The sequence below is a fragment of the Proteus vulgaris genome, assembly GCF_016647575.1.
Classification (GTDB): Bacteria; Pseudomonadota; Gammaproteobacteria; order Enterobacterales; family Enterobacteriaceae; genus Proteus; species Proteus mirabilis_B.
In genome coordinates this window covers 3,796,992-3,820,267 of the sequence record NZ_CP032663.1, presented here as the reverse complement: position 1 = coordinate 3,820,267, position 23,276 = coordinate 3,796,992, and the positions used below count along the sequence as shown (strand labels likewise).

At 36.6% G+C, this 23,276-nt stretch carries 22 protein-coding genes; 13 read left to right on the top strand and 9 right to left on the bottom strand.

The genetic code is table 11. The features are described from left to right. Positions 1-27: 27 nt before the first annotated feature. From D7029_RS17450 to D7029_RS17440, 3 genes are all read right to left on the bottom strand, one after another. Positions 28-237, bottom strand: a complete 210-nt coding sequence (locus tag D7029_RS17450) for a 2-hydroxymuconate tautomerase family protein (RefSeq protein ID WP_006534633.1) — start codon at positions 235-237, stop codon at positions 28-30. A gap of 69 nt (positions 238-306) precedes the next feature. Continuing rightward, complete coding sequence (gene yhjD / locus D7029_RS17445) at positions 307-1,326, bottom strand: inner membrane protein YhjD (RefSeq protein WP_194951378.1); 1,020 nt, start codon at positions 1,324-1,326, stop codon at positions 307-309. Positions 1,327-1,656: 330 nt separating this feature from the next. Then, entirely contained in the window at positions 1,657-2,046 is a 390-nt protein-coding gene (locus D7029_RS17440; RefSeq protein WP_194951377.1) for a DUF1090 domain-containing protein, read from the bottom strand. Between the two features lie 180 nt (positions 2,047-2,226). Between D7029_RS17440 and D7029_RS17435 the strand changes: the two genes are divergently transcribed. The 4 genes from D7029_RS17435 to D7029_RS17420 all read left to right on the top strand — a co-directional run bounded on the left by D7029_RS17435 (position 2,227) and on the right by D7029_RS17420 (position 7,153). Continuing rightward, positions 2,227-3,069 carry a 23S rRNA (adenine(2030)-N(6))-methyltransferase RlmJ gene (locus D7029_RS17435; RefSeq protein ID WP_088494359.1) on the top strand — a complete coding sequence of 281 codons (843 nt, stop codon included), beginning with the start codon at positions 2,227-2,229 and terminating at the stop codon, positions 3,067-3,069. A gap of 144 nt (positions 3,070-3,213) precedes the next feature. Continuing rightward, positions 3,214-4,569, top strand: coding sequence for a glutathione-disulfide reductase (gorA, locus tag D7029_RS17430; RefSeq protein ID WP_099075969.1), 1,356 nt, complete (start codon positions 3,214-3,216; stop codon positions 4,567-4,569). Positions 4,570-5,191: 622 nt separating this feature from the next. Continuing rightward, positions 5,192-6,613, top strand: coding sequence for an NAD(P)/FAD-dependent oxidoreductase (locus tag D7029_RS17425; RefSeq protein WP_194951376.1), 1,422 nt, complete (start codon positions 5,192-5,194; stop codon positions 6,611-6,613). Between the two features lie 45 nt (positions 6,614-6,658). Next, positions 6,659-7,153, top strand: a complete 495-nt coding sequence (locus tag D7029_RS17420; protein WP_069369589.1) for a RidA family protein — start codon at positions 6,659-6,661, stop codon at positions 7,151-7,153. A 188-nt stretch (positions 7,154-7,341) separates the two neighbouring features. Here the strand turns inward: D7029_RS17420 and D7029_RS17415 are convergent, their stop codons facing one another. Further along, positions 7,342-8,322 carry a LacI family DNA-binding transcriptional regulator gene (locus D7029_RS17415; RefSeq protein ID WP_194951375.1) on the bottom strand — a complete coding sequence of 327 codons (981 nt, stop codon included), beginning with the start codon at positions 8,320-8,322 and terminating at the stop codon, positions 7,342-7,344. Positions 8,323-8,538: 216 nt separating this feature from the next. On the opposite strand from D7029_RS17415, the gene D7029_RS17410 reads away from it, so the two are divergent. From D7029_RS17410 to D7029_RS17400, 3 genes are all read left to right on the top strand, one after another. After that, positions 8,539-10,197 (top strand): alpha-glucosidase, encoded by a 1,659-nt coding sequence (locus D7029_RS17410; RefSeq protein WP_194951374.1) that lies wholly within the window; start codon positions 8,539-8,541, stop codon positions 10,195-10,197. 134 nt (positions 10,198-10,331) lie between these two features. Further along, positions 10,332-11,237 (top strand): retron St85 family effector protein, encoded by a 906-nt coding sequence (locus tag D7029_RS17405; RefSeq protein WP_194951373.1) that lies wholly within the window; start codon positions 10,332-10,334, stop codon positions 11,235-11,237. A 150-nt stretch (positions 11,238-11,387) separates the two neighbouring features. Beyond that, entirely contained in the window at positions 11,388-12,347 is a 960-nt protein-coding gene (locus D7029_RS17400) for a retron St85 family RNA-directed DNA polymerase (protein WP_194951372.1), read from the top strand. Positions 12,348-12,392: 45 nt separating this feature from the next. Here D7029_RS17400 and mobB read toward each other — a convergent pair whose 3' ends face one another. Both mobB and mobA read right to left on the bottom strand, forming a co-directional pair. Then, positions 12,393-12,911, bottom strand: a complete 519-nt coding sequence (mobB, locus tag D7029_RS17395) for a molybdopterin-guanine dinucleotide biosynthesis protein MobB (protein WP_194951371.1) — start codon at positions 12,909-12,911, stop codon at positions 12,393-12,395. A gap of 11 nt (positions 12,912-12,922) precedes the next feature. Continuing rightward, positions 12,923-13,507, bottom strand: coding sequence for a molybdenum cofactor guanylyltransferase MobA (mobA, locus tag D7029_RS17390; RefSeq protein ID WP_088494366.1), 585 nt, complete (start codon positions 13,505-13,507; stop codon positions 12,923-12,925). Between the two features lie 220 nt (positions 13,508-13,727). Between mobA and D7029_RS17385 the strand changes: the two genes are divergently transcribed. The 4 genes from D7029_RS17385 (at position 13,728) to polA (ending at position 19,087) form a co-directional block, all read left to right on the top strand. Then, positions 13,728-13,997: a YihD family protein gene (locus D7029_RS17385; RefSeq protein WP_075673332.1), complete on the top strand. Its 270-nt coding sequence runs from the start codon at positions 13,728-13,730 to the stop codon at positions 13,995-13,997. Positions 13,998-14,011: 14 nt separating this feature from the next. Then, positions 14,012-15,007, top strand: a complete 996-nt coding sequence (locus D7029_RS17380; protein WP_194951370.1) for a serine/threonine protein kinase — start codon at positions 14,012-14,014, stop codon at positions 15,005-15,007. 20 nt (positions 15,008-15,027) lie between these two features. Next, positions 15,028-15,651 carry a thiol:disulfide interchange protein DsbA gene (dsbA, locus tag D7029_RS17375; protein WP_194951369.1) on the top strand — a complete coding sequence of 208 codons (624 nt, stop codon included), beginning with the start codon at positions 15,028-15,030 and terminating at the stop codon, positions 15,649-15,651. Positions 15,652-16,288: 637 nt separating this feature from the next. Continuing rightward, the gene (gene polA / locus D7029_RS17370; RefSeq protein ID WP_194951368.1) at positions 16,289-19,087 is read left to right on the top strand and encodes a DNA polymerase I; all 2,799 of its coding nucleotides are present in this window, start codon (positions 16,289-16,291) and stop codon (positions 19,085-19,087) included. 54 nt (positions 19,088-19,141) lie between these two features. On the opposite strand, the gene D7029_RS17365 is transcribed toward polA, so the two are convergent. From D7029_RS17365 to yihA, 3 genes are all read right to left on the bottom strand, one after another. Beyond that, on the bottom strand, positions 19,142-19,600 hold the full coding sequence (locus D7029_RS17365) for a hypothetical protein (protein ID WP_194951367.1): 459 nt from the start codon (positions 19,598-19,600) through the stop codon (positions 19,142-19,144). A 170-nt stretch (positions 19,601-19,770) separates the two neighbouring features. After that, positions 19,771-20,289, bottom strand: coding sequence for a peptide deformylase (def, locus tag D7029_RS17360; RefSeq protein ID WP_075673328.1), 519 nt, complete (start codon positions 20,287-20,289; stop codon positions 19,771-19,773). Between the two features lie 485 nt (positions 20,290-20,774). After that, a complete protein-coding gene (yihA, locus tag D7029_RS17355) occupies positions 20,775-21,407 on the bottom strand; it encodes a ribosome biogenesis GTP-binding protein YihA/YsxC (protein WP_075673327.1) in 633 nt (210 codons plus the stop codon). Positions 21,408-21,677: 270 nt separating this feature from the next. Here yihA and ppiA point away from each other — a divergent pair, with 270 nt between their 5' ends. Then, entirely contained in the window at positions 21,678-22,247 is a 570-nt protein-coding gene (gene ppiA / locus D7029_RS17350) for a peptidylprolyl isomerase A (RefSeq protein ID WP_072064793.1), read from the top strand. Positions 22,248-22,621: 374 nt separating this feature from the next. After that, positions 22,622-23,197 (top strand): aminodeoxychorismate synthase component II, encoded by a 576-nt coding sequence (locus D7029_RS17345; RefSeq protein WP_036933913.1) that lies wholly within the window; start codon positions 22,622-22,624, stop codon positions 23,195-23,197. The last annotated feature ends 79 nt before the right edge of the window (positions 23,198-23,276 follow it).

The window sequence follows — 23,276 nt, the reverse complement described above, 5'->3', positions numbered from 1 at the left end:
CACCCTTTATTTATATTGCAGAACTCTTTATTTACTTTTTGTTGCTGCTCGTAATTCTGTTACTGTTTTACCGCCTATTCCCCAGTTGTCTGTTTCAACTTCATCAATTACCACAACAGTGGTTGCTGGGTTTTTGCCTAATACATCAACTAAAAGTTGTGTCGCACCTGCAATAAGTTGCTCTTTTTGCTCTGCGGTTGCACCTTCGCGTGTAATTTTAATATTAACGTATGGCATTGTTTTTCCTTATTACGTTATTTATAGGCGGTTAATGCAGGGAATTAACCATCTAGTTTTATCATAAAGTTAAGATGTTGATTGCGTTTCAGCCAACTGTTCTTTACGCATATTTGGGCCATCAGTAGCGATCCACGCGGCACAAAAGAGCGTTAATCGGGCAAAAAAGTAGAAAAAAGCCATTAAACCTATCACTGAACCAAAAGCAGCACCTGATGGTGAGCTTGCAATTTTGGGTAGCATCCATGTCATTACCGATTTCAATATTTCAAAACCAATGGCAGCGATAAGAGTGCCTTTAATAAGTGAAATACGCTTTGGTTGGTGGCGAGGTAGGATCCACAATATCCATAAAAATAGTAAATAGTTTGCAGTAATAGAAATGGTTAAGCCGATTGTTGTCCATGCGGGGGTTAGCCATTCAATACCGTCTAATCCCAATGTATGAACAATCATCCTTTGGGCCGAACCTGCCACTGAAGTAAGCGTAATCGTGACAATTAACGCAAAAAGTAAGCCAATTAGCGCTAAAAAGTCACGAAAATAGCGGAAATAGATTTTTTCTTGCTCTTCTTTATTTCTTTCCCATACGGGGCGAGATTGCGCCAAAATGGCTTGGCGTAAATTACCCACCCAATTGACACCAGAATAAAGTGCAATCGCTAAACCGGTTAAACCAACCGTTGTACGCTGGCGAACTGCGGTATCAATACTCTGTTGAACTGTGGATGCAAGCGTTGGATCATCAATACTATTTGCAACACCTGTAATTAATTTAGCGAGTAAATCTGGGTTTGAGGCTAAAACGAAACCCGCACAAGCAAAGGAGAGCATTAATACAGGGATTAATGATAAAAATGAAAAATAGGTAATAGCGGCACCAAACTGATTTCCCATTCTGTCAGTAAAGCGTTCGGCGGTGCGAATTAGATGTGCAATAAAAGGAATGTTAGTAATAAAATTACTGATTTTTATCCCAACACCAATGGCTTTTTTTCCGCCGTGAAGCCCTTTTTCCAGCCCTTTCTTGAGTGGCTGAGTCAGTTGAGTTTTTTCATTTTCTGTTTTGGGTTGATGCTCTTCTGACATATATCCTCTTTAATTAGATCTGTCCATTTTTAATAACTGAGTGTCACTACTATAGTTTTCATTCAAAAATATCATAGCTTAATTTCTATTACACACCTTATGCTTATTGTAATTAGCCACTGATTTAGGAGATGTATTTGTTTGTTCTGGCTTAAGTGTAGATGATGCACTATCAAAAGGCGTAGATAATCTTGTACTTAATAAAGAATAAAAAACCAATACAGCAATTCTGAAATTAAGTTTAGTTTAATAAGAGAATGGCTACTCACTTATTGTTTTATTCTGTATTTCACAGTCAAATAAGGAGTAGGCATTAATTACTGATGACAACTACTTTGTCAGTAGATTTAATTCTGCTTCAATTGCTTTTAAATCTGCCTTTTCTTCAGCCAGTTTTCTTTCTTGCTTAGCAATTTTGTCTACATCACCTTTAAGTTGTGCTTCTTTTAATTCAAGTTCGCGCTCTTTAACATCAAGTTGTTTTTCGCGTAATTCAAGGCGTGTATTTTCAACCACTTTTTCAGGTGTGCAATAGCGTTCAACATTTTGCAATGCTCGCTCTAAACCTTGGATACGATATTGATTACCATGTGCTTTTGCATATTCCATCTGTTTTTGGATATTCTGTTTTTTTATCTCACAGCCATTGGCTGGTCTATCTGCATAAGCATTGTTTGCGAGTAAACTTAAAGTTATGGCTGTAAAAAGTAATTTTTTCATCTTTATACCCTATTTAAACTTAAGTGAAATATAGACTTATCATAACGGCTGAATGCTAAGACACAACGTTTCTTTCGCTTTCAATGAAGAAGTTCGGCTTTTTCTGATACACTGAGTTTAATCACGATTTCAGAGTAAATTAATTACTAAGCTATACTTATTTCTAACGGAAGATAAAGAATGCTGAGCTATCGCCATAGTTTCCATGCTGGCAACCACGCCGATGTTTTAAAACATATTGTTCAAACACTCATCATTGAGTCTTTAAAAGAGAAAGAGAAACCTTTTCTTTATCTTGATACTCATGCTGGCGCTGGACGTTATCAATTAACCAATGCTCACGCGACTCGTACTGGCGAATATTTAGAGGGGATCGCACGCTTATGGCAACAAGAAGAGGTGCCTGAGCTTATTTTGCCTTACCTCGAAGCGGTTGGAGAATTAAACGCAAGCGGAGAATTGCGTTATTACCCAGGATCTCCTTTATTAGCGGGTAAATTACTAAGAGAACAAGATTCCTTAGTACTAACAGAATTACATCCAACGGATTTTCCTTTATTACGTACTGAATTCTCTCGTGACGAGCGAGCTAGAGTTTCTCGTGAAGATGGGTTTGGTCAATTGAAATCTAAGTTACCGCCTTCAAGCCGTCGCGGATTCGCATTAATTGATCCTCCTTATGAACTTAAACAAGACTATTCTGCTGTTGTTAAAGGTGTTGTTGACGGTCATAAACGTTTTGCGACAGGAACTTATGCGATTTGGTATCCAGTTGTTCATCGTCAGCAAATTAAACGTATGTTAAAAGAGCTTGAAGCAACAGGGATCCGTAAGATTTTACAAATCGAATTAGCAGTAAAACCCGATAGTGATCAACTTGGAATGACGGCATCAGGCATGATTGTGATTAATCCACCTTGGAAATTAGAATCACAAATGAAATCAATACTCCCGTGGTTACATAAAACTTTAGTTCCTGAGGGTATTGGGCATACATTAGTTGAGTGGGTTGTACCAGAATAAGCATCTTTATTATTGTTTTTGCCTATTACTGTAAAAGCTAAAATCTGACGTGCTATGTTTTAAATTTTGTCATAATAGACATCATGATATGAAAGACTTAGCCTGTGAGTTACCTATTTTTCTACAGATAAATGGATCAGAGAAATGACGAGCAAACATTACGATTATATCGCCATCGGTGGCGGTAGTGGCGGTATTGCATCAATTAATAGAGCAGCAATGTATGGTCAAAAATGTGCATTAATTGAAGCGAAAGCATTAGGTGGCACTTGTGTAAACGTGGGCTGTGTACCTAAAAAAGTGATGTGGCATGCAGCGCAAATTGCCGAAGCTATTCATCAATACGGCCCTGATTATGGTTTTGATACCACAGTGAACCGTTTTGATTGGGATACTCTCATCAGTAGCCGTTCTGCTTATATTGACCGTATTCATCAATCTTATGACCGTGTCTTAGGCAATAACAAAGTTGATGTTATCCAAGGGTTTGCTCGTTTTGTTGATGCCAATACTATTGAAGTGAATGGTGAGAAGATCACTGCTGATAATATTCTGATTGCAACAGGGGGGCGTCCTGTTCAACCTAATATTCCGGGCGCTGAGTATGGTATTAATTCTGATGGCTTCTTTGAATTAAAAGCCTTACCAAAACGCGTTGCAGTTGTTGGTGCCGGTTATATTGCTGTTGAACTTGCAGGTGTGTTAAATGCTCTAGGTAGCGAAACACATCTATTTGTACGTAAACATGCACCACTGCGTAATTTCGATCCATTAATCGTTGAAACACTGTTAGAAGTGATGGAAACCGAAGGGCCTAAGTTACATACACATGCTATTCCTAAAGCTGTGATTAAAAATGCAGATGGAAGTTTAACGCTACAACTAGAAAACGGCACAGAGCAGACAGTTGATACCTTAATCTGGGCAATTGGTCGTGAACCTGCAACAGATAACCTGAATCTGGCAGTAACGGGCGTTGAGTTAAATGAAAAAGGCTATATCAAAGTCGATAAATTCCAAAATACCAATGTAAAAGGAATTTATGCTGTTGGCGATAATACAGGGGCGGTTGAATTAACGCCTGTTGCTGTTGCTGCAGGGCGTCGTTTGTCAGAGCGTTTATTTAACAACAAACCTAACGAACACTTAGACTATTCAAATATCCCAACCGTTGTATTTAGTCATCCTGCTATTGGTACTGTTGGTTTAACAGAGCCTCAAGCAGTTGAGCAATACGGTGCTGATCAAGTCAAAGTATACAAATCATCTTTCACAGCAATGTATAGTGCTGTGACTCGTCATCGTCAACCATGTCGTATGAAGTTGGTTTGTGTTGGTGCAGACGAAAAAATCGTGGGTATTCACGGTATTGGTTTTGGTATGGATGAAATGCTACAAGGTTTTGCGGTTGCACTGAAAATGGGCGCAACGAAGAAAGACTTTGATGATACTGTGGCAATCCACCCAACTGCAGCAGAAGAATTTGTTACGATGAGATAAGCTATTTCCATTTATATCGCTTAAGCTTATTTTCATTATTACGTAAAAAGCTAGAGTTAACTCTCTGGCTTTTTTTATTGTAAATTTGTACTGATCCCCGTTTTGTTTCGAACTCAAACATCTTCTTTTCTACGTATTTTCCAAAAAGCATATTCGTCTACAAACTAACCAATAAACCAGTCAGTAAGTAAAATCACTTATTTTGTAAAAAAAAGGTTATTACCTAGCCGATATCCTCTTTTTATTTTATGCATTTGTGCGATGAGTTTTGCTTATTTTGTAAACAAATATTGACAGGTTTACAGACTAATTTGTATCGAAATGTTAATTAAATAAACAATTATATTTTTTATTAACAATTTGAGGTTTGATAATTATATCTTTATTTATCATAAAGTAATGGTTATTTGCTCAGGGAGGGAATGTCTCTAAATGATGTTTTTTTATGAGAAAAAGCGATTGAAGTAACCATATTTTATCTATGGATATTGTTGTTGAGGGAAATGGTTAACAAATAATTATAATTATTAACAATGTAATGAACTATGATAATATCCACTTTTAAAGATACAAATTAATAACATTATAAATATAAATGGTAAATCCATTACTGAGGTAGAAGATGAAAATTTCAAGGAGAAAGCTGCTTTTAGGTGTTGGTGCTGCGGGCGTTTTAGCTGGTGGTGCTGCGTTAGTTCCAATGGTTCGCCGTGATGGCAAATTCGTTGAAACTAAATCTAGAGTATCATTTGTCGAAGGTACAGAGGGTGCTCTGCCTAAAGAGTCTGATGCAGTGATTATCGGTGCTGGTATCCAAGGTATCATGACCGCTATCAACCTTGCAGAACGTGGCATGAGTGTCACTATTTTAGAAAAAGGCGAGATTGGCGGTGAACAATCGGGCCGAGCATACAGCCAAATTATTAGTTATCAGACATCACCAGAAATTTTCCCATTACATCATTACGGGAAAATCTTATGGCGTGGAATGAACGAGAAAATTGGTGCTGATACCAGTTATCGTACACAAGGTCGAGTAGAAGCCCTTGCTGATGAAAAAGCGTTTGATAAAGCTCAAGCGTGGATCAAAACAGCAAAAGAAACGGCTGGATTTGATACACCATTAAATACTCGCATTATTAAAGGTGAAGAGCTATCAAACCGTCTTGTTGGTGCGCAAACACCATGGACTGTAGCCGCTTTTGAAGAAGACTCAGGTTCTGTTGATCCAGAAACGGGAACTCCTGCATTAGCTCGCTACGCTAAGCAAATCGGCGTAAAAATCTACACCAACTGCGCGGTAAGAGGCATCGAAACTGCGGGTGGTAAAATTTCTGATGTTGTAACAGAAAAAGGCGCAATTAGAACATCTCACGTTGTTCTTGCGGGTGGTATTTGGTCACGTTTATTTATGGGTAACATGGGCATTGATATTCCAACGCTGAATGTTTACTTATCACAACAACGTGTATCAGGCGTTCCGGGTGCACCTCGTGGCAACGTGCATTTACCAAATGGTATTCACTTCCGTGAACAAGCCGATGGTACTTATGCTGTCGCACCACGTATTTTCACAAGTTCTATCGTGAAAGATAGCTTCTTGTTAGGGCCTAAGTTCATGCACCTGTTAGGTGGTGGTGAGCTGCCATTAGAATTCTCTATCGGTGAAGATTTATTTAATTCATTCAAGATGGCAACATCTTGGAAATTAGATGAAAAAACACCGTTTGAACAATATCGTATTGCAACAGCAACACAAAATACTGAGCACTTAGATGCTGTATTCCAAAGAATGAAAGCAGAATTCCCAGTATTTGAAAAATCACAAGTTGTTGAACGTTGGGGTGCTGTTGTTAGCCCAACATTTGATGAATTACCAATTATTTCTGAGGTCAAAGAATACCCAGGTCTGGTTATCAATACCGCGACAGTATGGGGTATGACCGAAGGCCCAGCAGCAGGTGAAGTGACTGCTGATATCGTAACGGGCAAAAAACCAGTTATTGATCCAACGCCATTTAGTATGGATCGTTTTAAGAAATAAGTAACCCCTTGTTTTACTGTAAATTAAACATGTTAAGGAGTTTTCATGCGCTATAAAAGTTTACTTGTTGCCCTACCTTTTATTTTTGGTGTAGCAAGTGCGAATGCGGAGGGTGTTGTGCACCATAAATTAAACGGTATGCCTATTTCGGAATCTGTTGAAGTTAGTGCAGGTAACAACCTTGTTTTCTTAAGCGGAAAAGTACCTGCTAAGAAATCAGCAGATGCGCCAGAAGGTGTATTAGCTTCTTATGGTAACACTGAAGAACAAACTATCAGTGTATTAGAGCAAATCAAAACTCACTTGAATGAACTTGGCTTAGACATGAAAGACGTTGTTAAAATGCAAGTCTTCTTAGTCGGTGGTGAAGAAACTAAAGGTGAGATGGACTTTAAAGGCTTTATGGACGGTTATTCTAAGTACTTTGATGCTTCGAAAACTGAACAACTGCCAGCTCGTTCAACGTTCCAAATCGCTAAACTGGCAAATCCAGCATGGCGTGTAGAAATTGAAGTTATCGCTGTTCGTCCTGCAAAATAAGAACGGTAGCTTTTACTCAATTTTGAAGTAAAACATAATCGAATAAAACGCCAAAGAGGGGCAACTTTCTTTGGCGTTTTTTATGGTATTGGTAGGGGTACCAAAACAATGTGCTGAAAATTAAAAGAAAATTTTGAAAAAACTGAAGTATTAAGACAAAGTGTTATTACATTTTAATTTTACAAGATTTAACTACTTTCACCTTGAATAAATTTCACTGGAATAACAGAGACGCTATCTGTTATTTTTTTATTCTCAATTAATGCACTAATCACTTCTACGCTTTTTTCAGCTAATCGTTCAAAGGGTTGTTCAATACAAGTTAATTGGCGCAGTGTCTGATTTAGCCAAGGGCTTCCATCGTAAGCAACGATTTTTAATTGTTCTGGAATGGCAATATTTCGTCTTGTTGCTTCATTAAATAATGCCATTGCTGGAATATCAGCGGCAAAAATGGCATCAATATCTGAATGCACAGAAAGTATTTTTGTGGCAAAAGAGTGAAAATAATCTTTCTCTTCTTCTTTCCAATTTACTTTGCATGGAATAGGTTTAATACCTGCCTGAATAAGCGTTTCTTTAAAAGCTAAACAGCTTTGGTATGAAGGTGTTGATGATAAATAACTTGAGTTATCTTCAATATAGAGGATTTTTTGGCAACCTTTTTGAATAAGGTGTTCCGCTGCTAATCGACCGCCAGTATGGTGATCAGAGCAAACTAATGGAATATCACGAAGATGACGATCTAGTGTTACCACAGGCCTTTGAATATGCTGATATTCACTATCATCCAATAACAGATATTCTGCAATAATACCGTCGATCTGACCGCGTTTAAGCATATCAAAAAATATACGTTCGCGTACTTTGCTATTTTGTGTTGCACATAACATCATGCTATAGCCATTTTCAGCGAGCTTATTCTCAATAAAACGGGTTACTGTCGCAAAATAAGGGTATTCAAGGCTATTAATAATAACACCAACAACGGCACTTTTTTGTTGATATAAATTTCTTAGCCAAGTATCGGGAATATAATCTAATTCCTCTACCGCTTTCTTTATTTTTTCTCGTGCAGCTTGAGATACATAACCACTGTTATTTAATGCTCTAGAGACAGTACTTGCTGCGACATTGGCTTTTTTTGCGACATCACGGATCCCGGCCATTGAGTATGCTGTTGCTCCTTTCAATTAGTTGATGACCTAATATATCTTAATATGATTATGACAAACCCATCTTTATTGAGGTAATTGTGTTTTTTTAGTATGAGCCATTTCACATTTTAGTATGTTAATTACCTTCCTCTCTCTTTTAGTGCTTATAGTATCTTATATTAACTATGGAACTGTTCCATATATACTAATTACCTTAGTGAGGCGAATATGTCTAATACTTGGTGGAAAGAAGCGGTGGTCTATCAAATTTATCCCAAGAGTTATTATGATAGTAACGGGGATGGTGTTGGGGATTTAGCAGGGATCACAGAGAAATTAGATTATATTCAGTCACTCGGTACAAATGTTATTTGGTTATGTCCCATTTTTAAATCGCCAATGAAAGACAATGGTTATGATATTGCAGATTATTCTGTTGTCGATCCTATCTTTGGGGATAATAACGCGTTAGATAAGCTTATTAGCGAAGCTAAAAAACGAGATATTAAAATACTGTTAGATTTAGTATTAAATCACTCTTCTGATGAGCATCCGTGGTTTAAAGCGGCAATTGAAGATCCTAATAGCCCATATGCCGATTATTATATTTTTAAACAATGGGATAAACCGACTCCCCCTAATAATTTACGCACTTATTTTGACTGCTCTGTTTGGAGTCGTGTTGGAAAAACTAATCGTTGGTATTTCAATTCATTTGGTCCTGAACAGCCGGACTTAAATTGGGAAAATCCACAATTACGTAAAGACATTATCAATATGATTAATGTCTGGATCAAAAAAGGTGTTGCTGGATTTCGTATTGATGCGATTGGTAATTTAAAAAAATCTCCTGAAGCCTTATCTGAATATCAATTTGAAGCTGATAAAGATGACGGTTCTGCATCTTTAGTGCCTTGGGTTTTAAATCAACCTGGTATTGATAAGTTCTTAACGGAATTAGTTGAGAATACTTTTAAGCCTGCAAATAGTATGACAGTTGCAGAAATTGATGTGCCCGAAAAAGATTTACGTGCTTATGTTGGTGAGAATGGTTATTTCTCGATGGTATTTGATTTTAGTATTGCTGACTTAGATATTCGCAATGAAAAGCCATTTACCATTAATCCAATCACGGGCGAAAGATTAAAACCTGTCTTTATTAAAAGCCAATTAGATACTCAACGAGTAGGTTGGGGCGCGCCTTATTTAGAAAATCACGATCAACCGCGTTCATTAAATAAATTTCTCCCTAAAGGAGGCATTAATCCGATTAGTGCCAAAATGTTAGCGACATTTTTATTAACTCAACGAGGAACGCCTTTTATTTATCAAGGGCAAGAAATCGGTATGACAAATTGTCCGATGACATTAGAGGAACATGATGATTTGCATGTTTTTAAATTGCATAAATGGGGCAATAAATTAGGTTATAGCGACAAGCAAATTGTTGAATACTTTAATGGTCGTAGCCGTGATAATTCAAGAACACCTTTCCAATGGAATAGTGAAATAAATGGGGGTTTTAGTACAGGTAAACCTTGGTTAAAAGTTAACCCTAACTATGTCGATATTAATGCGCAGCAAGAAACACAAGATAAGCACTCTCTTTTCGCTTATTACCAACAATTAATTGCATTAAGACGACATTCAGAGATCAGTGATATTCTGATTTACGGTGAGTTTTTACCATTAGATTCACCAGAAAATGTGATTGCTTTTAAGCGTACTTATAAAGGTAACTCAGTCAATATTTACTGTAATTTTAGTGGCGAAGATAAAGCACTAACCATTAAAGCTAAAGATATTTATTTGCATAACAGCCCAATAGTGGAAGATGCTCAAGGCAACCTTATTCTTCAGCCTTATCAAGCAATTATTTTTGCTTAGATAAGTAAGTTCAATATTTTTATGGAGTTGATTTTATTAAATAAGATAAAAAATTAATTTTTAATTTAAATAAATTCATCTTCATGATATTAATGTTATTTAAGGTGGTATAATTTTTTAAGAGATAAAGTCACATGAATAAATCTTTGAGTGATGAGGATTTAAAAAATATTGCTGATGTTGTCAAAGATATAATTTTCGTTCCTAGGAATAGAAGAAAAATATCTATATTCTTATGTGGCGCAGATATAAAAAATAGCGAAACAGCTCGCTCAAAAATGGCTACTATTCTGAGTCATTATCCTAGATATGAGTTATTGTATCCTGAGGATCTTTTTGATGATTTGTTAGCAGGGCAAGGACAGCATAGTTTACTAAAACTCGAAAGTATCTTGGCGGATAATGTTGATGCAATTGTTTTATTTCCAGAAAGTCCTGGCTCATTTGCAGAAATTGGAGCTTTCTCTAATAATGAAAAATTAGCTCAGAAAATGATTGTTTTATCAAATCAAAAATATAAGAGTAATAAAAGTTTTATAAATTATGGTCCATATAGATTGATAAAATCATCAAAAACTGGAAAAGTTGTTCATATTAATTATGAGCATTTGACAAACCCAATAGAAAGTGATCGAATTTATAAAAATATTAATAACTACATTGCAAAAATCAGAAGAGAGTATCCAGTAGAAAAAAATGTAGCGAATATACTTGAAGCCGAAAACTTTATTCTTCCGTGTATTTATTTGCTAGATAAAATAGATAATACGATGTTATCGAAATTGATTGGCTATGCAACGAAGCAAGATAAAGTATTATCAGATATCGCAACAAAATCTTCATTAGGTAGGTTGGCTTTAAAAAAATATATTTCTAGAACGGTATCTGGATATCAAGTGACTTCACTGGGGGCTGATTATGTTAGAAATACTTTTAATAACAAAAATCTAGATAAAGTAAGAATTGAAATATTAAATGCAGAAAATCGTAGAAATGCGAGTATACGCTATGATAGGATTGTAAACGGTATACACCCTTAGCGAATGAACATAATGTTCATTGGATAGCGTTTCGCTATCCTGCACATAATCTGATTTTATGCCGTATGAAAATGTGCATCACCAGAATACCGTAGTTTCTGGATCTGCACATTTTCCTCCGCGTCTTGAGGCGTAAGGGTGTAATACCACATGACTTCAAAAAATATTTATAGCCTAAAAAACCTTGGTTTACCTGCAATGGTATCAGTGGATGATTTTGCTAATGAATCTAGGCTATCATCAGCTAAAATTCGTTACCTTTCAGCAACGGCAGATCTACACTATAAAGTATTTTCAATTCCTAAAGTGACTGGTAAATCTCGTTTAATTTCTCAACCATCAAGAGATCTTAAAGCTATACAAGCATGGATTTTAAGAAATATATTGGATAAGCTTTCATCATCGTCTTGTGCTAAAGGATTTGAGAGAGGCTCATCTATTTTAGATAACGCCCGTCCTCATATCGGATCCAATTATATTTTAACTATAGATCTTGAAAATTTTTTTCCTAGTATTGCAGCATCTAAAATATATGGAGTATTCAGTTCAATAGGTTATAACAAGCAACTATCAGTCCTATTAACTAATTTATGTACTTATAAAGGGGGATTACCTCAAGGTGCTCCAACATCACCAAAACTTGCAAATTTAGTATGTGCAAAACTGGATTCTAGGATTCAAGGGTATGCCGGACCTAAAGGTATCGTTTATACTCGTTATGCTGATGATATGACTTTTTCAGCGAATACAGCTTTAAAAATTACAAAAACAAAACAATTTATTGGAACTATCATTTCTGATGAGGATTTTAAAATTAATTCTCAAAAAACTGTTATTAGTGGAACAAAAAAACAAAAAAAAGTAACTGGACTTATTCTCTCTGAAAATAGCTTAGGTATTGGGCGGGTAAAATATAGAGAAGTGCGGGTTAAATTACACTATTTGTTCACTGATAAGTTAAGCAATTTTTCTTACATGAATGGAATGTTGGCATATATATATTCTGTGGATAAAAAATCGTACAATAAACTATTATCATATATAGCAAAGTTAAAAAATAAGTATCCAAACTCTATTGCTGTTAATTTTATTAATTCAAAAAATAAATAATCAAAAATAAAGCGCCTTTATAGGGCGCTTTATTATTTGAGATTTTTATTTCATACGCTTCAGCCAATCTGCAATAAACTCTGCGATAGCCTCAGGTGCGTTGATATCGAGTAATGGAAAATCGACGTTTAAATCACAATCACTGGCGACTGCAATAACATGCTCATCAAGTAAATCATTAAAATTCCGTTCGTTGATATGGCGATAAAGAGCAATTTTAGGAATAGTTTCGCCTTTAAATCCTTCCACTAAGATTAAATCCAGCTTACTCGCATCAAAGCGAGAAGCGAGGTAATACAAATCTAATTCTGGGAGTTCTGGCGTTTCAGTCATTAATGCCCAACGTTGTTGGCTTGCGACTAATGTTTGGTCTGCTCCAGCTTTTCTAAGTTCGTAGCTGTCTTTTCCGGGTTTATCCACATCCATATCATGATGAGTGTGTTTGATCATGCCTACACGAATTTCTCTTTTGCGTAATTGTGGAATAAGCTGTTTTAGTAGTGTCGTTTTACCTGTTCCACTCCACGCCGTGATCCCTAAAAGGGGTAAATCTACTTGTGCCATATTTTTCATTCCTATTTTTTTAATTTGTTGGCTTTTTCAATATCGTCAGGGGTATTTAAATTAATAAAAGCATTTGCTTGATCTGCGAACAAAACAGGGTGCGCATTTATCTGCTTCATAAACAACATTAATTTTCGATCTCCTTGTGCTAAATAAGCTTCTAGCATAGGAATAATACGACGATTTAACAGTGCTAAGGTAGGATGCTCTCTTTCACCATCATCAACATAAACGGCTAATGCCTCTCCTCTTTGTTCATAGAGTTTTTCAACTAAATCAAGAGGAAAATAGGGGACATCACAAGGTACAAAGGCAACCCAAGGTGTTGATGCTTGCTTTAATAACGTAAGCATGCCAGCTAAAGGCCCTGAAAATCCCTCTATTTCATCTGTAATAACGGGATATTGGCTTTGGCGATATTGTTCTAAATTTCGGTTAGCACTAATCAGTATGCTATCAACTTGAGGTGCTAGTTTTTGGGCTATATGGTGGTATAAAGGCTGTCCATGTAGAATTTGAAGCCCTTTATCAGCACCTCCCATTCGTGTTGCTTGCCCACCCGCAAGTATACCACCTGTAATATTCTTCATTTTCATATTCAATATTTGTGAATAAATTGGCTAAAATTTCCGAACGATTTTTATCAAGTAAAGACGATATACTAATAAAAAATATCGACTTAATGAGATTTCATGTAAAGCGACAGCAATTTTTATCAAAAAAGCGTAATCTTTACGCATATTGACAGAGGTTTCCTTTTTCTATCGGATAATAATTGGTACTTTGTTGTTGTAATTAATAATAAGGATTTTTTGTATGAAATGTCACCGTCTTAATGAAGTTATGGAATTACTGCACCCAGTTTGGGAAGAGAATTCTGATTTAAACTTAGTTCAATTATTGCAGAAACTGGCTGATGAAGCGGGTTTTAAAGGTCAATTATCTGATCTGACTGATGATATTTTGATTTACCATCTGAAAATGCGTGGTTCAGCACCAACAGATGTGATACCAGGACTGAAAAAAGATTACGAAGAAGATTTTAAAACCGCCATTTTACGTGCTCGTGGCGTGATTAAAGATTAAATTCAGGATAGAAAATGGAAATGTCTGCCTCATTTAATTTTCAGGGACTTTCACCTGATCACATTTGGGACGCGTTAGTTAAAATTGGTTTTTATCCTGAATCAGGGTTAACGGAATTAAATAGCTATGAAAATCGTGTTTTTCAATTTATGGATGAACATCGACAACGTTATGTGGTGAAATTTTATCGCCCTCAACGCTGGTCGTATGAACAAATAAAAGAAGAACATGAATTTGTTTTAGCATTAAAAGAGGCTGAAGTATCCGTTGCTGCCCCTTTAATGATTAATAGTGAGACAATTCATCTTTCTGATGATGGCTTTTATTTTGCAATATTCCCCAGCATAGGGGGAAGAGCATATGAAACTGATAATTTATTTCAACTAGAAGAAGTAGGACGCACATTAGGGCGCATTCATCAAATAGGTAGAAAAAAGAGTTATGAGTATCGACCGACAGTTTCTATTGCAGAATATCTGATAGCGCCAAAATTAGAATTTGAAAGTAGTGCGTTAATTCCTAATAACCTCAAACCCCAATTTATAGAGGTTATAGATAAACTTATTCATGATGTGCGTCCTAGAATTGAGGACTCTGCATGGCAAATATTACGGCTACATGGTGATTGCCATCCCGGTAATATATTGTGGCGTGATGAAGTTGTAATGGTTGATTTTGATGATTCCCGAATGGGACCTGCGGTACAAGACTTTTGGATGCTATTAAACGGCTCACGGCAAGAGCAGGTTATGCAATTAGATACGATCCTTGAGTCTTATTATGAATACCAAGATTTTGATTTACGTGAATTATCATTAATTGAACCACTAAGAGCGATGAGAATGGTGCATTACCTCGCATGGGTATTAAAACGCTGGAATGATCCTGCTTTCCCTCGCGCTTTTGTTTGGTTTAAAGAGCAAGATTTCTGGTTTAAACAATTAGCCTTATTCAAGGGACAAGTGGAGCAATTAAATGAGCCTCCTTTACAACTTAGTCCAATGTATTAATTCTTAGGAGACGATGAGAAATGAAAAAGATTTGGCTGGCGTTAGCAAGTATGGTATTGGCATTCAGTGTTTCTGCTGCCGATATTTCTGAAGGAAAACAGTACACTAACCTTTCTAAACCTGTTGCTTCGGCGCCTGATGTTGTTGAGTTTTTCTCTTTTTATTGCCCACACTGCTATCAGTTCTCTGAAGTGTATAAAGTTAATAGCACTGTAGAAAAGAATGCGCCAGAAAATACCAATGTTGTTCGCTATCACGTTGATTTTTTAGGGCCTTTAGGTAAAGATTTAACGCGTTCTTGGGCTGTGGCAATGGCATTAGGTGTTGAAGATCAAGTTTCTCCAGTTTTATTTAAAGGAATTCAAGAGACTCAATCTATCCGTTCTGTAGACGATATCCGTAATGCCTTTATTAACGCTGGCGTTAAAGGCGAAGATTATGATGCTGCAATGAATAGCTTTGTGGTGAATTCTTTAGTTAGCCAACAACAAAACGCTGTCGCTGATTTCCAAATCAATGGTGTTCCAGCCATGATAATTGGCGGTAAATATAAAATGAAAAATGATGGTATCAGCGCAAAATCACCAGAAGAGTATGCAAAAACATATTCCGAGATTGTGAATCAATTATTGCTGAAAAAATAATATAGGCTTAATCTTTTCCTATATGGACTAAGTAAAAGTATATAGATTTTATATGAAAAATAGCACTCAAGAAATAGGAGTGCTATTTTTTTTACTTTCATATTTTTGTCATAATATAACTATCCACATTAATAAAAAATACTATGATTAATTTATAATATCTTAATGAATTCTCTAAGTGATTGATTTTTTAATTGTGTTAATAAATTGAAAAGAAGCCTAACTTATTAATATAGAGAGAGTTACAAAACTACTCACAGAGTTATCCACAGGTTGTTTTATGCTGGTTAAAAAAATAAAGTCTTAGTAGGAAAAGATGACACTAATATGGCCGTTAATATTAATGATGAGTCAATGGCTTTATCTTAAATGCTTTCTAAATAAAGTCGTCAGTTTGCTGTTTAGTCTTTATTTCTAATTAGGATCAGATTAATGGGAGTGGTTTTTGATAAAAAAGTACTTTAATTAATATTAATTTATCTTTCATACTTATTTTTTCTGTTAAGTTCGGCTAATAATAAATAATTGAGTATTCAAGCTGAATTTCTGCATTTAAGAACAGGTAATATTCGTCTATTGGGCTGTGATGTGGCATTCTAGTCATATCAACGAACCTCAGAACAATGATGAACAGATTATGGTCCAGATAGCAGAAAACCCCTTTATCCTTGTAGATGGCTCCTCATATCTTTACCGCGCCTATCATGCATTTCCACCGCTAACCAATAGCCAAGGTGAGCCAACTGGTGCGATGTATGGCGTGTTGAACATGTTACGTAGCCTGATAATACAGTATAAACCAAGCCATGTTGCGGTTGTGTTTGACGCTAAAGGTAAAACATTCCGTGATGAGTTGTATGAGGAATATAAATCTAATCGTCCTCCAATGCCGGATGATTTACGTGAGCAGATAGCGCCTTTACATGAGATGGTGCAAGCAATGGGTTTACCCTTGTTATCTATTTCAGGCGTGGAAGCAGATGACGTTATTGGAACATTGGCACTAAAAGCGGCGGCTGATGGACGTGATGTTTTAATAAGCACAGGTGATAAAGACATGGCGCAATTAGTGACGCCAAAGATCACGCTTATTAATACCATGACCAACGTTATTTTAGGCCCTGATGAAGTTAAAGAAAAATATGGCGTTCCTCCTGAACTGATTATTGATTTCCTCGCATTAATGGGTGATTCATCAGATAACATCCCTGGTGTTCCGGGTGTGGGTGAGAAAACCGCATTAGGTCTTTTACAAGGACTTGGTAGTTTAGATGATATCTATCAACAGCTTGATAATATCGCAACCTTGAGTTTCCGTGGTGCCAAAACACTTGGCGCAAAAATGGCGGAGCATGAGAAAGTGGCAAAACTTTCTTATAAGCTGGCAACGATTAAAACGGATGTTGAACTCGATAAAACGTTTGATGATTTAGTGGTTAATGAGCCAAATTTAGATCAACTATTAGATATGTTCACGCGTTATGAATTTAAACGCTGGATAAGTGATCTTCAAAATGGTGGCTGGTTAGCACAACGTAGTACACACAAAGTCGCAGTGCCTTACACCTCAGAAACTGTAAAACCCAAAGAAGTACCTGCGTCAGCTAATTTCCCTGTTATTACACAAGAGAATTATGAAGCTGTCTTAACGCACGAGAGCTTAGCGCGATGGGTTGAGCTTCTCAAAAAGGCACCGGCATTTGCATTCGATACAGAAACTGACAGCTTAAATAATATTGATGCTCGCTTAGTCGGATTGTCTTTTGCTATTGAGCCGGGTAAAGCCGCTTATATTCCACTGCGTCATGAGTATTTAGATGCTCCAGACCAGCTTCCAGTTAATGATGTACTAGCGGCATTAAAACCTATTTTAGAAGATAAAAATATTCTAAAAATTGGGCAAAACTTGAAGTTTGACCGCGGTATTATGGAAAATGAAGGTATCGAATTAAACGGTATCCATTTTGATACAATGTTGGAATCTTACGTATTAAATAGCGTAAGTAATCGACATGATATGGATACGTTGGCTGAAAAACATTTAAACCATAAAACCACAACATTTGAAGAGATAGCAGGTAAAGGTAAAGGCCAACTGACTTTTAACCAAATCGAGGTTGAGCAAGCAACGTTATATGCTGCTGAAGATGCGGATATCACTTTATTACTTCATCAAGCGTTGTATCCTCAAATAGAAGCCATCGAGCCTCTTAAACATGTTTACCGCGATATCGAAATGCCATTAGTTCCTGTGCTTTCTAGAATGGAACGCAAAGGGGTATTAATTGATGCTCAAGTGTTAGCTGCTCAATCTCAAGAGATCACACAACGTTTAGCTGAAATTGAAAAAGAGACATTTGCGTTAGCGGGACAAGAGTTTAATCTCTCTTCACCTAAACAGTTACAAGAAATCTTATTTGATAAACTGCAATTGCCAGTTATCAAGAAAACCCCGAAAGGGGCACCATCCACCAATGAAGAAGTATTGGAAGAGTTAGCGCATAGCCATGAATTACCTCGCTTAATTTTAGAGCATCGTGGTCTTGCAAAACTAAAATCAACCTATACTGATAAATTGCCATTAATGGTGAATAGTAAGACGAAGCGTGTACATACTTCATATCATCAAGCGGTGACGGCAACGGGTCGTTTATCTTCTCGCGATCCGAATCTTCAAAATATCCCAGTGAGAAATGAAGAAGGACGTCGAATTCGCCAAGCATTTATTGCGCGTGAAGGTTTTAAAATTGTTGCTGCCGACTATTCACAAATCGAATTGCGGATCATGGCGCATTTATCGCAAGATAAAGGTTTGTTAGATGCCTTTGCGCAAGGTAAAGATATTCACCGTGCAACCGCATCTGAAGTATTTGGTATACCTTTAGAGGAAGTGACCTCTGAACAACGTCGTAGTGCGAAAGCGATCAACTTTGGTCTTATTTATGGCATGAGTGCATTTGGCTTATCACAACAGATTGGTGTTGAGAGAAGAGAAGCTCAGCGTTATATGGATCTCTATTTTGAACGTTACCCTGGTGTCTTGGACTATATGGAGCGCACACGTAAACAAGCTTCTGAACAAGGCTATGTTGAAACGTTAGATGGTCGTCGTCTCTATTTACCAGAAATAAATTCAAAGAATGCAATTCGTCGTAAAGCTTCAGAGCGTGAGGCAATCAATGCCCCAATGCAGGGTACTGCTGCTGATATCATCAAAAAAGCGATGATTGCTGTGGATAACTGGATTTGCAATGAATGCCCTGATTATGTGCATATGATTATGCAAGTACACGATGAATTAGTATTTGAAGTGCGAGAGTCTTACTTAGAGAACGCAAATATCATGATCCACAAATTAATGGAAAGCAGTATGGAATTAGCTATTCCGTTAAAAGTTGAAGTGGGTGTAGGTAATAATTGGGATGAAGCACACTAGATTTTAAATATTATTCTTAACGAGAAAAGGGCACAGGATTGTGCCCTTTTTTGTTTATGCTTTGGTGTTTAGATCAAGCTCTGATTCTTCAAATTCAAGAAAGTCTTCGTGCAAACCTTGGATTAATCTATCCGTTGTTGTGCCTTTGTTATCGAGTTCCATCAAAGACCAACCTACATTGTCATTCACGTCATAAAGATAACCTTGATCAAGCATATCAATCACTTTACCAATGATTGATTTACCATAGAAATGCAGCAATTCCTTAAGTTCTTGCTTATCAAATTGGGAAGCTAGCTTTTGGTGTACTTCGGTTGCTTCATCAGAGTAACTCTCTATTTCACTGAGATTTCCCTCAACATCACGATAGATATCTGTGAGTCCTTTTAACACAAGGAAGCGTGCAAATTGTGGAATGTTTTCTTGTAATTCACTATTTGCCCATGATTTTGGGTTTGTTGCACCGGCGGCTTTGAGTTGTTCACATAAATCCTTAAATCGACTATTTTCCATTTGTTCCTCAAGTGATTTACTGATGAGATTTTAAATCTATTGTATAAGGGATGGAGAGAAAAACAGTGAGAATTTATCTGTATTAGACCTGAAAAAAGAAAAGCTCGGTTAATTACCGAGCTTTTTTATGTCAAAACTTATCAAAATGTGAAAAAGAGATAAGTGAATAATTAAGCAACTTGTGAGTCGATCAGTTTGCTCAATTTCTTCTGTTTTTTCTCAATACGTTGACGTTTTAACGGAGATAAATGGTCAATAAAGAGTTTGCCATCAAGATGGTCTAACTCATGCTGAATGCAGCCTGCAAACAAATCAGAGGCTTCAAGTTCAATTTCATCACCATTTCTATCCAATGCCTTAACCTTTAAGAAGCGGTAACGCTCTGTTGGGGCAAAAGAATCTGGAATAGATAGACACCCATCCATCATATCCATCACTTCATCTTCAGTGCTGATAATTTCAGGATTGATAAGTGCAATCGGTTGATCTCGGTTTTCAGAAACATCAATTACAACAATGCGTTTAGATACATTAACCTGAGGTGCCGCTAAGCCAATACCTCGTTCTGCATACATGGTTTCAATCATGTCATCGATTAATGTGCGTATTTCGTCATCTACTTTTTCCACTGGTACTGCGACTCTACGCAGACGCTCATCTGGAAAACGCAGGAGCGTTAATACAGCCATGGATACCTCATTTTATCGCTAATTACATATTTACTACGGTCTCGCGATAAGCGTATCACAAAATCATTAAGGATAAACCGCACCTTTTGTGTGATTTGTTCTATTTTTAATCATATTCACACAAGTGATTAAAGTCTCATAATTATGTAATTAAACTACATTTATTTATGGTTTGAATACATAAATACATTGCTGAATCGTGTCTGCATGTGAAAAAAAATTACAAAAGGGCTTTTATTAACCAATAAAATAGAGTACATTATCTCTCGTAGGGTACAGAGGTAAGATGTTCTATCTTTCAGACCTTTTACTTCACGTAATCGGATTTAGCTGAATATTAGCTGCCCCAGTCGACTTTATTTCGACTGGGGCATTTTTTTGCCTAAAATTCACTGGAGTGGTTTGTGCGAGAAGTGAAAGGGAAAAGTGATTTCCCTTTTATCAATAGAAGATCAGAACGCTATCGTTGAGGAAAAAGAAGATAATTAAGCGTTATCATCATTTGTAGGCTGCTCTTCTGAACCTGAAAACCATTCATTAAGTGTGTTACGTAGCTTATCAATACCAATTTTTTTCAATGATGAAAAATATTCTACGCGGATATCGCCTACTTTATTTGCCAGCTCTTCACGTACGCTCATTAACTGCTTTTTACGCGCACCTGATGCGAGTTTATCTGCTTTAGTCAGTAAAACCAGAGTAGGAAGTTCTGAGCCTACAGCCCAGTCAATCATTTGCATATCAAGATCTTTTAATGGGTGACGGATATCCATTAAAATAACGACACCTTTTAGGCACTCTCTTTTTTGTAGGTATTCACCTAAAGAGCGTTGCCACTTACGTTTCATTTCTTCAGGAACTTGAGCATAGCCGTAGCCGGGTAAATCGACTAAGCGTAAACCTTCTTCAATTTGGAAAAGGTTGATTAATTGAGTACGGCCTGGCGTTTTACTGGTTCTGGCTAATCCATTTTGTTGGGTTAACGCATTTAAAGCACTGGATTTACCGGCATTAGAGCGACCCGCAAAGGCAATTTCAATTCCTGTATCTAGTGGTAAATGACGGATATCAGGCGCACTGATGATGAAATGTGCTTTTTGGTAGTTAAATTGGGCCATTATGGTATAAACCTCTCTGAAATAATGCGGCTTTTCATGCATACTCATTTCAATTTTGCATGAAAATGAATATCTAAAATATTTATTTGCTCTATTTTGGCGCAATTTAATGACTTATAACAGTGCTTAAAAATTAAAATTTACCCTGTTATAACGTAATTAGACTTATTGAGCGTAAATAAAGGTAAATGATTGGCACTATTTACCTCAGCGAATTAGAATCGCTGCATATTAAGTAAGTTGTAGACTATTAAAGTAAAGGATCCCTGCATGTTAAAACGTTTTCTTGTCACCTTCGTTACCGCTTGCACTTTAACAACAGCGACTTTTGCAATGGCAACGGGAGAAACCTTCGTTAAATTAGTCACCTCTGAAGGCAATATTGAAATATCACTGGATAATAAAAAAGCCCCAATTACAACGAAAAATTTTATTCAGTATGTCGAAGATGGATACTATAACGGCACCACTTTTCATCGTGTTATTCCAGGTTTTATGGTTCAAGGCGGTGGTTTTACTGCTGATTTACAGCAGAAACAAACCAGAGCGCCAATTAAAAATGAAGCCGACAATGGTTTACGCAATGTAAAAGGTTCTATTGCCATGGCGCGCACGTCAGATAAAGACAGCGCAACCAGCCAGTTCTTTATTAATGTGGCTGATAATGCATTTTTAGATCACGGCCAGCGTGATTTTGGCTATGCCGTATTTGGTAAAGTTGTGAAAGGAATGGATGTTGTTGATAAAATTTCACAAACTCCAACTCGTAATATTGGACCTTACCAAAATGTGCCTGTAAAAACGGTCACTATTTTATCTGCGGAAGTCGTAAAACAATAAACGCATTATTAGGATAGGATATTTACTTATTCTGATAAGATAAAATGCATATAAACCGGAATGAATGTTTTCATTCCGGGGTTTTTGGTACGAAAAAAATATTTTTTATCCTTCCTTTTTTCGTGTGATCTCCTGCAATAAGTATTCACTACGCTATTAATCACTCTATTCATCATCAATTACCGTCATTCTTGTTATTGCGCAATAAATCAGCAGGTTTTCTTGCTTACTATTCATATTTTATACCTGTGCTATGATAATCGGCTTTGTTGTACCCAAGTCGGTTAAACAACGAGCTATTTTGGCAAATCTACACTCGCTTTAAAATAGTAATAAAATAGATAATGATAAGAAAATCAGTCGGATAGGCTAATATGCTGTTACTTATTGATAATTACGACTCGTTTACCTACAACCTCTATCAGTATTTCTGTGAATTGGGTGCTGAGGTTGTTGTTAAGCGTAACGATGAGATCGGACTTAAAGAGATAGAAAAGATGATGCCAGCACATCTTGTTATCTCGCCAGGACCTTGTACTCCTGATGAAGCCGGGATCTCTCTTGAGGCTATACAGCGGTTTGCCGGTGAAATTCCTATTCTTGGGGTTTGTCTTGGACATCAAGCGATAGGGCAAGCTTTTGGTGCATCGGTTATCAGAGCACGAGAAGTGATGCATGGTAAAAATTCATTAATACATCATAACCAACAAGGTGTTTTTAAGGGACTGAATCGACCTTTAAGTGTGACGCGTTACCACTCTTTAGTGATTGATGCGACAACATTACCAGTACCTTTTGAAGTGACGGCATGGAGCCAACATGATGGAAATGTTGATGAAATTATGGGAATTCGCCATCGTACACTTCCAATTGAAGGGGTTCAATTTCACCCAGAAAGTATTTTAAGTGAACAAGGACATGAGCTATTAAATAATTTCCTTAAATATTAAATGGATAGCATTTAAATAGCGAAATAATGCCTTTTTATACAAAACCACATTTGATTTTTTATTCATATTTAGTGATTAT

Bases quoted from the DNA above. Each gene is read 5' to 3' on its own strand.
- D7029_RS17450 (WP_006534633.1), bottom strand. From the start codon at position 237: ATGCCATACGTTAATATTAAAATTACACGCGAAGGTGCAACCGCAGAG.
- yhjD (WP_194951378.1), bottom strand. From the start codon at position 1,326: ATGTCAGAAGAGCATCAACCCAAAACAGAAAATGAAAAAACTCAACTG.
- D7029_RS17440 (WP_194951377.1), bottom strand. From the start codon at position 2,046: ATGAAAAAATTACTTTTTACAGCCATAACTTTAAGTTTACTCGCAAAC.
- D7029_RS17435 (WP_088494359.1), top strand. From the start codon at position 2,227: ATGCTGAGCTATCGCCATAGTTTCCATGCTGGCAACCACGCCGATGTT.
- gorA (WP_099075969.1), top strand. From the start codon at position 3,214: ATGACGAGCAAACATTACGATTATATCGCCATCGGTGGCGGTAGTGGC.
- D7029_RS17425 (WP_194951376.1), top strand. From the start codon at position 5,192: ATGAAAATTTCAAGGAGAAAGCTGCTTTTAGGTGTTGGTGCTGCGGGC.
- D7029_RS17420 (WP_069369589.1), top strand. From the start codon at position 6,659: ATGCGCTATAAAAGTTTACTTGTTGCCCTACCTTTTATTTTTGGTGTA.
- D7029_RS17415 (WP_194951375.1), bottom strand. From the start codon at position 8,322: ATGGCCGGGATCCGTGATGTCGCAAAAAAAGCCAATGTCGCAGCAAGT.
- D7029_RS17410 (WP_194951374.1), top strand. From the start codon at position 8,539: ATGTCTAATACTTGGTGGAAAGAAGCGGTGGTCTATCAAATTTATCCC.
- D7029_RS17405 (WP_194951373.1), top strand. From the start codon at position 10,332: ATGAATAAATCTTTGAGTGATGAGGATTTAAAAAATATTGCTGATGTT.
- D7029_RS17400 (WP_194951372.1), top strand. From the start codon at position 11,388: ATGACTTCAAAAAATATTTATAGCCTAAAAAACCTTGGTTTACCTGCA.
- mobB (WP_194951371.1), bottom strand. From the start codon at position 12,911: ATGGCACAAGTAGATTTACCCCTTTTAGGGATCACGGCGTGGAGTGGA.
- mobA (WP_088494366.1), bottom strand. From the start codon at position 13,507: ATGAAAATGAAGAATATTACAGGTGGTATACTTGCGGGTGGGCAAGCA.
- D7029_RS17385 (WP_075673332.1), top strand. From the start codon at position 13,728: ATGAAATGTCACCGTCTTAATGAAGTTATGGAATTACTGCACCCAGTT.
- D7029_RS17380 (WP_194951370.1), top strand. From the start codon at position 14,012: ATGGAAATGTCTGCCTCATTTAATTTTCAGGGACTTTCACCTGATCAC.
- dsbA (WP_194951369.1), top strand. From the start codon at position 15,028: ATGAAAAAGATTTGGCTGGCGTTAGCAAGTATGGTATTGGCATTCAGT.
- polA (WP_194951368.1), top strand. From the start codon at position 16,289: ATGGTCCAGATAGCAGAAAACCCCTTTATCCTTGTAGATGGCTCCTCA.
- D7029_RS17365 (WP_194951367.1), bottom strand. From the start codon at position 19,600: ATGGAAAATAGTCGATTTAAGGATTTATGTGAACAACTCAAAGCCGCC.
- def (WP_075673328.1), bottom strand. From the start codon at position 20,289: ATGGCTGTATTAACGCTCCTGCGTTTTCCAGATGAGCGTCTGCGTAGA.
- yihA (WP_075673327.1), bottom strand. From the start codon at position 21,407: ATGGCCCAATTTAACTACCAAAAAGCACATTTCATCATCAGTGCGCCT.
- ppiA (WP_072064793.1), top strand. From the start codon at position 21,678: ATGTTAAAACGTTTTCTTGTCACCTTCGTTACCGCTTGCACTTTAACA.
- D7029_RS17345 (WP_036933913.1), top strand. From the start codon at position 22,622: ATGCTGTTACTTATTGATAATTACGACTCGTTTACCTACAACCTCTAT.